The organism is Streptomyces sp. CA-251247, assembly GCF_050952975.1.
Lineage (GTDB): Bacteria > Actinomycetota > Actinomycetes > Streptomycetales > Streptomycetaceae > Streptomyces > Streptomyces achmelvichensis.
Map to the genome: position 1 here is coordinate 6,760,613 of NZ_CP191861.1, position 12,040 is coordinate 6,772,652.

The window sequence follows — 12,040 nt, forward strand, 5'->3', positions numbered from 1 at the left end:
GCGGCCCCTAGAGGGAGAAGGTGAATCGATTCACGGCTGCGAAGGTAGGGGTGCGTGGGGCGGGCGTCAATGCGCGTGCGAGCCATTTCTCGGGCATGCGGAGGTGACCTGCGGAAACGGCTGAGGTCCGGTCAACTCAACTTCATTGAACGGCAATTGAACCCTTTCAATGCCGCCCGGCCGTGAAGGTACGGACGACTCCGGGCCTGCTCCGGCCTACAACTGCCGCAGATGGTCCCGGAGTCTGCGGGCCACCTGTGCCATGAGGGCCTCGGCGCCCGGCTGGGTACTGGCCGGCACGAGCGACTCGGTGAAGACGGCGACGGCGAACGCCTGACCGTCGGAGTGCTCGACGACCCCGACCTCGTGGCGGAGGTTGAGGAGGGTGCCGGTCTTGGAGGACCAGGAGGTGGCGTCGGAACTGAAGTCCGGGGCGAGCCGGTGCCGGAGCACGGTGTGGGCCATGAGACCGCGCACCCGCTCGGCCACCTCCGGGTGGATCGCCGACGGTGTCCACAGCGCCTGGAGCAGATCCACGTAGGCGCGCGGGCTGCCGGTGTTGGCGCGGGTGGTGTCGAGTTGCGGCACCCGGTGTCCCCGGCCGCTGGTGCCGGCGTCGATCGCGAGGGCGTGCGCGAGATGGGCCTCGGTGGCGTCGAAGCGTTCCACGGGTGTGTCGGACAGCTCCCGCATGCTGTGCCGGACGGTGATACCGCGCAGGCCGAACCGGTGGAGGATCTCGGCGACCCGGGCCGGCGGGGTGAGGTCGAAGAGGACGTCGGCGGCCGTACCGTCACTCACGCAGGTGCTCAGATAGAGAAGATCGTCGAGCGCGATCCGGGCGGGGTGGCGGAAGCGGCTCAGTCCGGTGGGGCCGGGCGTGGTGATCCGCCCGGGGCGCACATCGAGCACGGCCGCCCCGTCCAGCTCGCCGCGGCGGATGCGCTCCGCCGTCGCCAGCGCGAGCGGGACCTTGACCAGGGAGGCGGCGGGCAGTTGGGTGTCCGGCTCGATCCCGAGCTCCTCTCCCGTGTGCAGATCCCGGACGAGCAGGCAGCCGTGCAGACCACCGTCGTGCAGCTCCCGGCGCAGGTCGCTCAGCAGGGCCTCGGTACTCACGCCGCTGAACCCCCGGTGCTGCCCGCCGGTGTGCCTGCCGCGCTGCCTGCCCGGGTGGCCGCGCCGAGACAGCGGGCGATGGCGTCCCCCAGGCGCGCTTCGACGGCCTGGGGATTGCCGTCACCGGCGGCGACGAGGGCGAACCCCCGACTGAGCGCGATCTCGCCGATGGGCCGCCAGTGCAGGGCGAGTTCCTCGGTCTGCGCGGGGGAGCACAGCAGCAGATCGCGTGAGCAGAGCACTTCCGCCGCCGCGGATGTCAGATCGGCCGCGGCGACGAGCTGGGCGGGCCGCAGCCCGACCGCGTCCCGCAGTCGGGTGAGCGGATCACGAATGTGCGGCACGTCGTCTTCCGGCTCGATCCAGACACGGGAGGCGGGATCGACCGAGGCGCGGCCGACCCGCAGTGTTTCGAGGTAGAGGCGCTTCACACCGGGATCCTGGGCACCGGCGAGCCCGAGCGGCACGGACCACGTCGCCTCGTCCGCCGGCACCGCCAGCAGAGCGGCCCGCACCTGCTGCGCATGGACGAGTTCCCTGCGCCGGGCGGGAGCCGCGTTACGGAGGTCGAGGGTGACGCCGTGCCCGCGTGCCTCGGCGACGAGGCGGGCGAGAGAGGCCACCGAGCAGATGCCGGGCACGGCGAGCCGCCAGGGCTTGCGCTTGGCGGCCTCCGACTCGGTCAGCAGCACCTCGGCCGCCTGCACGAGCTGCCTGGCCGTCGGCAGCATGTCCCGGCCGAAGGGGGTGAGGACGGCCCGCCGCGACGTGCGCTCGAACAACTGCTCACCGAAGCGTTCCTCCAGGGCGGCGACGCGACGGCTGGCCACCGGCTGCGACATCCGGGCGGCTGCGGCGCCGACGGTGAAGCTCCCGTGCTCGCTCACGCTGACGAACGCGCGACATGCCGCCACCAGATCCACGGCCCGACTCTATGCCCATTCGGCATGGAACAGCGCAGGACCGTATTGGACCGCATGGTCATCGGAAGGTGAGGGTGGTCCCGGCACACATCACCACGCACCGGGACGGAGCCGAGCTCTGTCCCCTACGCGCCCTGCGTGCGGGGCGCCCCGGAGGTTCGGACCATGCACCCCACCCGCGTCCGCCACGCCCTTCTCGGCGCGCTCGCCACGCTCGCGCTCGTCCCGCTGGTGGCCTGCTCCGGCTCGCAGGAGTCGTCGTCCTCGTCGTCCCCGTCCGTGTCGTCCCCGTACGTGTCGTCGTCCTCATCCGCCTCGCCGGGGAGTACGCCTACGGACGCGAAGGCGTTCGCGGGTGAACTCAAAGCTCTGGAGCGCACGTTCGACGCACGGCTCGGTGTGTACGCCATCGACACCGGCACCGGGCGCGAGGTGGCCCACAACGACGGCGAGCGATTCCCCTACGCCTCCACGTTCAAGGCACTGGAGGCCGGTGCCGTGCTGCGCAGGTACTCCATGAGCGGGATGGACCGGATGATCACCTACTCGAGGGACGACCTGATCGCGAACTCTCCCGTGACCGAGAAGCACGTCGGGACCGGGATGACCCTGGCCCAACTCTGCGACGCAGCTGTCCGCTTCAGCGACAACACGGCGGCCAACCTGCTCTTCGACGCACTGGGCGGCCCCAAGGGCCTGGGCGCCGTACTGAAGGAGATCGGCGACGACGTCACCCGGATGGAGCGCCGCGAACCCGAACTGAGCCGATGGACCCCGGGCGACACGCGGGACACGACCACACCGCGCGCCCTGGCCGAGGACCTGCGCGCCTTCGTCCTGGGAGACGTCCTCGGCAGGGCCGAGCGCGCTCAGCTCACGAAGTGGCTGCGGACCAACACCACCGGTGCGAACCTCATCAGGGCCGGGGTCCCCAAGGGCTGGGTGGTCGGGGACAAGACCGGCACGGGCAGCGGGTACGGCGCCCGCAACGACATCGCGGTGGTGTGGCGGCCGGGCGCTGCCCCGATCGTCATGGCGATCATGTCGAACCGCGCCGGTGAGGCTGCCGAGCACGACGACAAGCTGATCGCGGAGGCGGCGTCGGTGGTCGCGAAGTCGTTGTCGTAGCGGCGGGTTGCTGTGCTGTATCGGGAGAGGTCCGAGCCGATGCCGGGGTGCGCTCTGCGCGTCGCTTCGGTCACGGCTCACCGAGTGACCCGTTGTCAGAGCGTCGCGCACCGTGATGAAGACTGTGGACCATGGAGTTCTTCTGCTACCACCGCGACCGGCCGGGTTCCCTGGAGCTGCGTCACGAGCTGCTGGAAGCCCACTGGTCCTACATGGACGGATACGCGGCGGAGATGATCGCCCGCGGCCCGACCCTCACCGGCGACGGTGAGGTGCCCACCGGCAGCGTGCACATCGTCGACCTGCCCGATCCGGCCGCCGCCCGCGCGTTCGCCTTCGGTGAGCCCGGCTACCAGGCAGGCGTGTACCGCGATGTGCTGCTGCGCCGGTGGCGCAATCTGCTCGACCGCACCATGTGGGACTTCGCCGGCGGGCCCGACGACGGCAACCGGTACCTGGTGCTCGGTCTCGGCACGGGACAGGCGGCCGATCTCACCGTGCCGGCCGACCAGGACGAGCTGATCGCCTACGGGCCGCTGCTGTCCGACGACGGCGCCACGTGGGTGGGTACGGCAGCGCTGCTGCGGGCGCCGGACCCGGACACGGCACGCGCCGTCCTGACACCGGACCGGTACGCGGACATCGAGGTCCACCGCTGGCAGTTCGGCGGCCGGTCCTGAACTTCCGTACACGGTCACGGGGATGGGCCCGAGTCGGGGTCAGCCGGTGGCTCGTGAGGTGTCCGGGGATCGGGCGAAGTCGGCGAGCGTACGGAAGTCGTCATCGCGCAGCCCGATCCGCGGATCGACATGGTGCAGCAGCCCACGCCCGCGGTGGTGAGAGGTCACGTACTCCTCGTCCAGGCCGCTCTGTTCGTCGTCCACCCAGGCGAAGGAACGACCGTCGGCGAAGTCCACCAGGGGACCCGTCTTCCAGTGGACCCCGTCGGGCCGTTCCTGGAACAGGGCGTCGCCGAAGTCGACATAGGGGAGTTCGGGAAGCCCGAGCACGGGGGCGACCCACCGGTTGGCCTCGGCCATCCATGTCGTCGCCCAGCACAGCTCGTAGCCGAGCCCGAGAAGGGCCGGCCCGTGCCCCGGGTTGAGCCACACCCGCAGGGGGCGCCGCCGGCCCGAGAGTCCTTCCGCGGTCCCGGCCGGCCGGGGCACTCTGAGCGTGGTGTATCCGTCGGGGCGCCTCTCCGGCTGAGCTGCATAGGGGTTGAGCGGCCCGTCCACATCGAGGAACAGCAGTGGTCGGCTCACGGTCGCCCCCGGCTTTGGTTGATGTCGGCCCTCGCCCAGGGAGCGTAACCGCACGGGCCGCGCTGGTCCGCCCTCATGGACGGTCGCGGCAATGCCACGGTGCAGCGCGGAACCCGATCGCCTGATCATGCGTGGTACTGAGCGTGTCGTGCGCTCACAACTGCGGGGCAGGGCGCGACGAGCACGAGACGGATGGGTGGACCTTGGTGGACCGGGCGAACAGCTCTGTGGCGACGGGTAGTTCCGCTGCGCCGCCGATTGCCAGGGCATCGGCCGCGCGGCGGAAGCTGTCTCGCCTCCACCCGTGGCGCCGGGGCAAGGACGCGAAGCCCCGGTCGCCATGGGCCCGCGGGCGCGTTCTCGCCGCGCTCGCTGTGCTGACCGCCGGACTCCTGGCGTTCCACTCCGCCGTGCCCAACACCGCGGTTCGCCTCGGCAGCCTGCTGGAAGCCTTCCTGCCCTGGCTCGGTCTGGCCGTCCCGGTGTTGCTCGGACTGGCCCTGCTGCGCCGCTCCGCCCTCGCTGTGGTGGCTCTGTTGCTGCCCGCGGCTGTCTGGGCCGGTCTCTTCGGCGGGCTGCTGCTCGGTGAGGGCCGGACCCCGTACGACTTCCTGGTTGTGCAGCACAACGTCAGCGACGAGAACGCCGACCCCGCGGGCACCGCCGCCGCCCTGGTCGACTCCGCGCCGGACCTCATCGCGCTGGAAGAACTGACCCCTGTCGCTCTGCCGGCCTACGAGAGGGCGCTGGAGTCGGCCTACCCCTTCCACGCGGTCAGAGGCACCGTCGGGCTCTGGTCGGCGTATCCACTGTCGGACGTCCGCACGGTGGACATCAAACCGAAGGGGATCGGGGACGGCTGGAGCCGCGGACTGCGCTCCACCGTCCGTACGCCGCGCGGCGACCTCGCGGTGTACGTCGCCCATCTGCCTTCCGTCCGCATCGGACCCAGAGGGTTCGGTTCAGACCGACGGGACGAAAGCGCTCACCTGCTGGGTGAGGCCCTCGGCGCGGAGAAGCTGGACACGGTGGTCCTCCTCGGAGACCTCAACAGCACGCTGGACGACCGCGGACTTGCGCCGGTCACCTCGCGGCTGACCTCGGCCGAGCAGGGCTTCTCCTTCAGCTGGCCCGCCGGATTCCCGGTGTCCAGGATCGACCACGTCATGGCCCGTTCGGCCACGGTGACCGACGTGTGGACCCTGAACGCGACCGGCAGCGACCACCTGCCGGTCGCGGCCGGAATCGACTGGGAGCCCGAGCGCTGACCGGCCGCCGGGCCGACCGCATACCGGCTCGGCCGGCCCCCATCGCGACCCGCCTTCCGCGTGACCGCCCGGCGCATCCCAGCGGCCGAAGCTAAGGGCTGTCCCGTAATCTCCGGCGGGCGCACGACGACAGCTACGGCCCCTCGCTGCGTTGTCGGATCGCCCGAATACGCCCAGTATGAGGACGACCCTTCGCCTTGCGATGCACCGCATCTGACGCCGCGCGCTGATCCGCCGGGGACTACGGGACAGCCCTAGCGTGAGAGGGACGGATCGCGCGATCAGGAGGACGGCATGGCAGCACCACCGAAGCCCGCGCTGGCGAAGTGGAACAAGGTGCGCTCCTTTGCCCTGGGACTGCCCGGCGCCGGCGAGGAATTTCCCTGGGGCGACACGGTCGTCAAGGTCAACAAGAAGATCTTCGTCTTCCTCGGGGTGACCGACGGCAGCTACCCGTTGAGCGTCGGCGTCAAGCTCAAGGACGAGGCGATGCACGCTCACGCGCTGACCTGCCCGGGCGCCGAGCCGTCCGGTTACGGCCTCGGGAAGGCGGGCTGGGTGCAGATCCCGCTCGCCCAGAAGGGTGCACCCTCGGCGGAGGTGCTCTGCGACTGGGTGGAGGAGAGCTACCGCGTCATCGCGACGAAGAAGCTGATCGCCGAGCTCGACGCCCGCTGACCGGAGGGGGCGTCATTCGCTGATCACCCTGTCTCCCCGGTCCGTCGACCCGCTGACCGGCCGTCACCGGCTGACCGTGCCGTCGCCCGCCGGCCGTCTCCCCGGCTGCCCCGCGCAGCCTTCCTCATCTCCCACAGGCGTCCCGCACGCCAAGTGCAGGAATGCATTCCGGCCACGTTCGCCAGGGGAAAGCCCTTCCTGTTGATCAGGGAAACTGTTGCCGGGGGGCAATGTTCCGCGAGCGTTCCCGTCTCGAATGATCGGCTCAAATTCGCCCGCATGTGCGAACAGTTGGCGGGCACGCCGTGTCGCCGGTGAAGGCGCCGTGAAAACGTGTGCGGCTCCAGTGGCCGTGGGGGCCACTGTGGTTTCTCTTCCTGTGGGGGGAAGTGCATGGTTTCGCGTGCTTCCGGCACGCCGTTCCGGCGTGCCCGTATGTCCGCAAGACACTCATTGACAGCGGCCGTTGCCGTACTCGCGCTGGGGGCCTCGGCGCTCCCGGCGTTCGCCGCGCCGACACCGCCGTCTGCCGATCCGGGCCCCGGATCGGTGTGGGGAAAGAAGACGGCGCCGCTCACCGAGCCGCCGGTGAAGGTGGGCTCCACCAAGCCCGTACCGGGCGAGGCGGAGGCGGCTCCGTCGAAGGAGGAGTCGGCCTGGCGCGCGGCGCAGAAGGAGCGCGCCCGCACCGGAGAGACACCCGGCGGCACTGCCCGTAGCTCCGCGGCGCCTCTGGTCTACGTCCCGGAGGGGCAGGGGTCGGTGCCGTGGCATCAGATCTCCGACTTCCGCATCACGGACTCGCTCGTGGCGCGGATCAATCTGTCGAACGGCAACCTGATGCTCGCCGGGACCGACTTCGAGGTCGCGGGTGTGGGCCAGAAGCTGCGCCTCGCCCGTACGTACAACTCGCTGGACGCGCCCTGGGGCAAGGTCTCGCAGCGCTGGTGGCAGGAGTACGAGCGGTATCTGCACATCGTCGACTCCGAGGTGGTCGTCTACGACGCGACCGGCGATGCCGTCCGCTTCACCGAGAACACGGACGGGTCCTTCGCCACACCCAAGGGCTACTCGAAGGACCTGAAGAAGAACGCCGACGGCACCTACACCCTGACCAGCCGCAAGTCGGGCGTGAAGGACACCTACGACGCGAGCGGGACGCTGACGAAGGTCACCGACCGCAACAAGGGCACCATCACCGTCGAGCAGCACGACGACGGCAGCGAGCACAAGGGTTTCAAGGTGACCGAGACCCGCTCGGGCCGATGGGTCGACCTGGTCAAGACCTACCCGAATCAGTGGCAGGCCAAGGACCACACCGGCCGGACCGCCGTCCTCGACCTCGACCCGGCCGGCAACCTGGCCCGGACGACCGACACCGAGGGCAAGGCCACCACCTTCGGCTACGACTCCTCGCGCCGCCTGACGAAGATCACCACCCCTGAGGGGCGGGTCACGGACTTCAGTTACGACGACCAGAACCGCGTCCGCTCCATGCTCCGTGCGACGGACTTCGACGGCTCCGGTCACACCGGTCCGACCTACACCTACGGCTACTCCGCGAGCACCCCGTCGGCGGCGGGAACGACGACGGTCACCGATCCGGAGCAGCACGCCACGACGTACGAGCACGACGGCGCGGGCAAGGTCGGCAAGGTGACCGACGCTCTCGGGCACTCCCGGTCGAAGACGTTCGACGCCAACAACAACGTCCAGACCGCCACCGACGCGATGGGGACGGGCGGGACGGGTGGCAACGTGACCACCTACGGCTGGGACGGCCGCAACAACCCGACCTCCGCCAAGCTGCCCACCGGCGCGACGTCGTCGCTCACCGGCTACCAGACCAAGTCCGGCGCGGACCTGCCCGGTTCGATGACGACGGCCGACAACGAGAAGACCGACTACACCTACGACGACGCGGGCAACACCAAGTCGGTGGCGGTCACCGGTACGGGCGGCGGTTCGGAGACGTACGACTACAACACCTCCAGCCCCACCTGCGGCGGTTTCGAAGGTCAGCGGTGCAAGGCGACGACGAAGCTGAGCTCGACGAAGTCGGTCTCCACGTCGTTCCATTACGACTCCACGGGCAACCTCGACAAGGTCACCCCGCCCGCGCCGCTCGGGCAGACGACCTACACCTACGACGGCCTCGGCCGCGCCAAGACCGTCAAGGACGGCCGGGGCGTGACCACCCTGTACGAGTACGACCACCGTGACCGGGTCACCAAGGTCGACACGTCCGGCTATGCGACGGTCACCTACACCTACGACGGTGATGGCAACCTCACGCAGCGCTCCGACCGTACCGGCGTCATCGCGTACGACTTCGATCCGCTGTCCCGCGAGACCGTCCGCACGCTGCAGAACGGTTCGCAGACCAAGCTGACCTACACCCCTGCGGGCAACGTCGACACCTACGAGGATCCGGCAGGAGTCACCGACTACACCTGGAACGAGGTCAACAGCCTCAAGGAGCTGAAGGACCCGACGGGCAGGAAGACCACGTACACCTACAACAACAACGACGTCCGCACCAAGACGTCCTTCCCCGGCGGCACGGTCCACGAGGTGACGCCGGACAAGTCGGGCCGCCCCGAGAAGGTCAGGGCCACCTCGCCCAAGGGCACGCTCGTCGACCTCACCTACTCGTACCTCAACGCGGGCAAGGACGGCGGGAAGATACGGACCAGCACCGACGCGGTCGCCGGCCTGAGGACCAGCTACACCTACGACAGCGCCGGCCGCTTCTCGTACGCGAAGGAGGAGAAGGGCAGCACGCTCACCTCCTCCTGGCAGTACTGCTACGACATGGCGGGCAACCTCACCTCCCAGGGCACCGAGTCCGGCTGCCCGCGCGGCACGACCTACACCGTCAACGACGCCCAGCAGATCACCGCGAAGAACGGTTCCACCGCCAACTGGTCCTACGACAAGCTCGGCAACGAAACGGCCGGCGCCTCCACGCCGGAGGAGACCCGCACGGCCGAGAAGTGGTCGGACCACTCCCAGTTGACCTCGCTCACCGTGGGCGGCACGACGTACGCCGGTCAGTACGGCTCCACCGACCAGAGCGAGCGCATCAGGCTCGGCGACACGTTCTTCCACAACGGACCGCTCGGGCTCTCCGCGAAGTCGACGGGCGGAGTGGACATGGGCTTCAACCGGGAACCCGGGGGCACCCTGAACTCCATGACGACCGGGGGCACGTCGTACTACTACCTCACCGACGCGATCGGTTCCGTCGTCGCGGTCGCCGACGAGAGCGGCGCCAAGGTGAACGCGTATTCCTACAGCCCCCGCGGAGTTCAGCGCGCCGGAACCAGCGAGCAGGTGCCTCAGCCGTACCGGTTCGCGGGCGGGTTCCAGGACCCGACCGGCCTCTACCACTATGCCGCCCGCTACTACGACCCCAACCTCGGCCGCTTCACCAGCCCCGACCCCTCCGGCCAGGAGAAGAACCCCTACCTGTACGCCGAAGGCGACCCGGTCAACCGCATCGACCCGACAGGGCTGGCGGCGTGGGACGCCCTGGGGCCGATCGGCGATCTCGTCCAGGCCGGAAGTCACCTCGCGGAAGGTGACACCAAGGCGCTGTGGGGCGACGTCGCGGGCTTCGCCGCAGGTGTTGTCGCGGGTGGCCTCTGTGGTGCGGCGGTGGCCGTGACGGCCGCACCGACACTCGGAACGTCCCTCGGCGCCACCGCGGGCTGCTACGCAATCTCCTGGAGCGCGAGTCAGATCGCGCAGATGCCCTTCCAGTGACCGACGTGCTTCCGGGGGTAGAAGCGTCTACTCCCGGAAGCGCATCCATTGTTGAATGAGAGAGGTGTTGGAAATGGATCAGGTGGGTATTTCGCTGCAGCGCAAGGCGCGCGTCAAGCGGATGATCAGCATCCTCCGCGTGCTGATCGTTGCCGTTGTTGCGCTGGCTGTCTATTTCCTGGTCGCGGGCATGGTCGCCGGCGGTGTGACACTCCTCGTCATGATGGGTGTTGCCTGGGTCGTGTCGGAGATCGTCGTGCGCAAAGCCAGTTCGTGAACCCATCACCGCGCTGAGAACGGGGAGTGCCAGGTCGGCCGGGTGATCCAGAAATACGCAGGGGCGGAATTCGGTCAAGGTATTCACCGCACTCACTGAATTGCGACATGTGGAGTGTCGCACCCCGATTCCCCAAAGGAATGGCTTGTTCCTCTGCCAACCTTTCGCGTGCTGTTGACGGGGCATTAGTGCCGCCCCTTTAGTTGCCCCTGTCCGCACAAGGGGACGGCCAGGAGGATTTCACGCCCTGAACCGACCACAGGGGGACGTTCGACCTCTCCCGGGGCGCACCTGGCCGGCCTGCTGAATTCGATCAGGGGGAAACAGTGAAGACATCACGTTCCGTCTTGGCCGCAGCCGCGCTGACCGCGGCCGCCGCGCTGCTCACCGGCCCGGCGCCGATGGCGTCCGCCGCCGGAACCCAGGGCGGCGGCGCCGTCGCCGCCTACGGGCAGAAGACGGTCAACCTCAAGCAGGAAGGCTGGGGCGACGCCCGCAGCTGCGTCGTGTACTCCAAGACCGAGGTGCGCTGCTTCAAGACCCACGGAGAAGCGGACAAGGCGCTCGGCTACTCCCGCGCCACGGATCCGCTGGCCCGCAGCATCGGCACCCGGGCACTGCCGGCCTGTGCCTCCGGCTGGACGTGCCTGTACGAGCACGCGAACGGCGGCGGTCGTCGGCTGATCTTCAGCGACTACTACTGGCACAACCTCAACGAGTACGGCTTCAACGACCAGACGTCGTCGTGGCGCAACAGGCAGTCGAACTCGTACGCCTGGCTCGCCCGTGACGAGGGAGGCAACGGCGGCACGATCTCCATCAGCCCCAACTCCTACAGCTCGAACCTCGGCGCCTACAACGACTGGGCCAGCTCGGTCGCCGCCTGACGCCGGACAACAGCAGCACAAGGAACAGCGACTCCGGGCCTGCGGGGTGCCGGCTCGACGCCGGTGCCCCGCAGGCGTCTGTCCGTCCGGCGACAACGAGTCCACAGGGCAGCCCGGATGCCGGTCCGGGCTGCCCGCGGGCTCTGGCTGTCGCTCACCACGCCCGCCAGCCGCTCCACCGCACGACGGGGATCACGACGACCGGGCCGCCGGGTGGCCGGTCCGCGTACTGCTCGTACTTGGCCGTGAGCAGGCCCGCCCACCGGGCCGCCTCGGGGGAGCGCTCCGGTGGCGGGAGCACATGCGCCCTGCCGTCCGCGCGGGCCCACCACAGGCGCTCCCAGTCCTCCTCGTAGTGGTCGACGATCAGGCACACCGAGGGGTTGGCGGCGATGTTGGCGATGCGTTTCAGCTGTGTCGTCCGCTTCGGCTTGTGGTCCACGGCCAGCACCACCGTGTCGCCGTCCACCGCGAAGACCACCGGTACCAGGTGCGGGTGTGCCGTCGCGTCGGCTGTCGCGAGGTGGGCGACGCGCGCCGCGGCGAACCGCTCCCGTACCTGGGTGCTCGTCAGAACGGGCATGGCACCCCTTTCCCCGCCTCAGCGGTACCTGTCGACGACGTCGGCCAGCCGCGCCGGGCTGATGCCCTGGTCGGTGATGAAGGTCGAGACTCCGCATTTCACGTCGGCTCCGGGGGCGGACACGGGCAGGAACTCGGACACGGG

General features: G+C 69.5%; 12 protein-coding genes. 7 read left to right on the forward strand and 5 right to left on the reverse strand.

Annotated features, from left to right (window positions below; translation table 11 throughout):
• Positions 1–216 precede the first annotated feature (216 nt).
• Entirely contained in the window at positions 217–1,119 is a 903-nt protein-coding gene (locus tag ACQPWZ_RS30070; RefSeq protein ID WP_433572891.1) for a serine hydrolase, read from the reverse strand.
• Entirely contained in the window at positions 1,116–2,042 is a 927-nt protein-coding gene (locus ACQPWZ_RS30075; protein WP_433572892.1) for a LysR family transcriptional regulator, read from the reverse strand. Before ACQPWZ_RS30075 ends, ACQPWZ_RS30070 begins: the two co-directional genes overlap by 4 nt.
• A gap of 165 nt (positions 2,043–2,207) precedes the next feature.
• Between ACQPWZ_RS30075 and bla the strand changes: the two genes are divergently transcribed.
• Positions 2,208–3,170 carry a class A beta-lactamase gene (gene bla / locus ACQPWZ_RS30080; protein ID WP_433572893.1) on the forward strand — a complete coding sequence of 321 codons (963 nt, stop codon included), beginning with the start codon at positions 2,208–2,210 and terminating at the stop codon, positions 3,168–3,170.
• Between the two features lie 131 nt (positions 3,171–3,301).
• A complete protein-coding gene (locus tag ACQPWZ_RS30085) occupies positions 3,302–3,850 on the forward strand; it encodes a YciI family protein (protein ID WP_433572894.1) in 549 nt (182 codons plus the stop codon).
• Positions 3,851–3,889: 39 nt separating this feature from the next.
• Here ACQPWZ_RS30085 and ACQPWZ_RS30090 read toward each other — a convergent pair whose 3' ends face one another.
• Complete coding sequence (locus ACQPWZ_RS30090) at positions 3,890–4,435, reverse strand: hypothetical protein (RefSeq protein ID WP_356706835.1); 546 nt, start codon at positions 4,433–4,435, stop codon at positions 3,890–3,892.
• 287 nt (positions 4,436–4,722) lie between these two features.
• On the opposite strand from ACQPWZ_RS30090, the gene ACQPWZ_RS30095 reads away from it, so the two are divergent.
• From ACQPWZ_RS30095 to ACQPWZ_RS30115, 5 genes are all read left to right on the forward strand, one after another.
• A complete protein-coding gene (locus ACQPWZ_RS30095; RefSeq protein ID WP_433573887.1) occupies positions 4,723–5,703 on the forward strand; it encodes an endonuclease/exonuclease/phosphatase family protein in 981 nt (326 codons plus the stop codon).
• A 294-nt stretch (positions 5,704–5,997) separates the two neighbouring features.
• The gene (locus ACQPWZ_RS30100; RefSeq protein ID WP_433572895.1) at positions 5,998–6,381 is read left to right on the forward strand and encodes an MmcQ/YjbR family DNA-binding protein; all 384 of its coding nucleotides are present in this window, start codon (positions 5,998–6,000) and stop codon (positions 6,379–6,381) included.
• A 435-nt stretch (positions 6,382–6,816) separates the two neighbouring features.
• Entirely contained in the window at positions 6,817–10,149 is a 3,333-nt protein-coding gene (locus ACQPWZ_RS30105) for an RHS repeat-associated core domain-containing protein (RefSeq protein WP_433572896.1), read from the forward strand.
• A 73-nt stretch (positions 10,150–10,222) separates the two neighbouring features.
• Positions 10,223–10,426, forward strand: a complete 204-nt coding sequence (locus ACQPWZ_RS30110; RefSeq protein ID WP_340476409.1) for a hypothetical protein — start codon at positions 10,223–10,225, stop codon at positions 10,424–10,426.
• Positions 10,427–10,752: 326 nt separating this feature from the next.
• Positions 10,753–11,313 (forward strand): peptidase inhibitor family I36 protein, encoded by a 561-nt coding sequence (locus ACQPWZ_RS30115; protein WP_433572897.1) that lies wholly within the window; start codon positions 10,753–10,755, stop codon positions 11,311–11,313.
• 154 nt (positions 11,314–11,467) lie between these two features.
• Here the strand turns inward: ACQPWZ_RS30115 and ACQPWZ_RS30120 are convergent, their stop codons facing one another.
• Together ACQPWZ_RS30120 and ACQPWZ_RS30125 are read right to left on the reverse strand one after the other, a co-directional pair.
• A complete protein-coding gene (locus tag ACQPWZ_RS30120) occupies positions 11,468–11,896 on the reverse strand; it encodes a TIGR03668 family PPOX class F420-dependent oxidoreductase (RefSeq protein ID WP_356703261.1) in 429 nt (142 codons plus the stop codon).
• A gap of 18 nt (positions 11,897–11,914) precedes the next feature.
• Complete coding sequence (locus tag ACQPWZ_RS30125) at positions 11,915–12,037, reverse strand: hypothetical protein (protein WP_433572898.1); 123 nt, start codon at positions 12,035–12,037, stop codon at positions 11,915–11,917.
• Between the last annotated feature and the right edge of the window lie 3 nt (positions 12,038–12,040).

What these genes read in the sequence shown, in the direction of transcription:
- bla (WP_433572893.1), top strand. Translation starts at nt 2,208, where the DNA reads ATGCACCCCACCCGCGTCCGCCACGCCCTTCTCGGCGCGCTCGCCACG.
- ACQPWZ_RS30085 (WP_433572894.1), top strand. Translation starts at nt 3,302, where the DNA reads ATGGAGTTCTTCTGCTACCACCGCGACCGGCCGGGTTCCCTGGAGCTG.
- ACQPWZ_RS30100 (WP_433572895.1), top strand. Translation starts at nt 5,998, where the DNA reads ATGGCAGCACCACCGAAGCCCGCGCTGGCGAAGTGGAACAAGGTGCGC.
- ACQPWZ_RS30105 (WP_433572896.1), top strand. Translation starts at nt 6,817, where the DNA reads ATGTCCGCAAGACACTCATTGACAGCGGCCGTTGCCGTACTCGCGCTG.
- ACQPWZ_RS30110 (WP_340476409.1), top strand. Translation starts at nt 10,223, where the DNA reads ATGGATCAGGTGGGTATTTCGCTGCAGCGCAAGGCGCGCGTCAAGCGG.
- ACQPWZ_RS30120 (WP_356703261.1), bottom strand. Translation starts at nt 11,896, where the DNA reads ATGCCCGTTCTGACGAGCACCCAGGTACGGGAGCGGTTCGCCGCGGCG.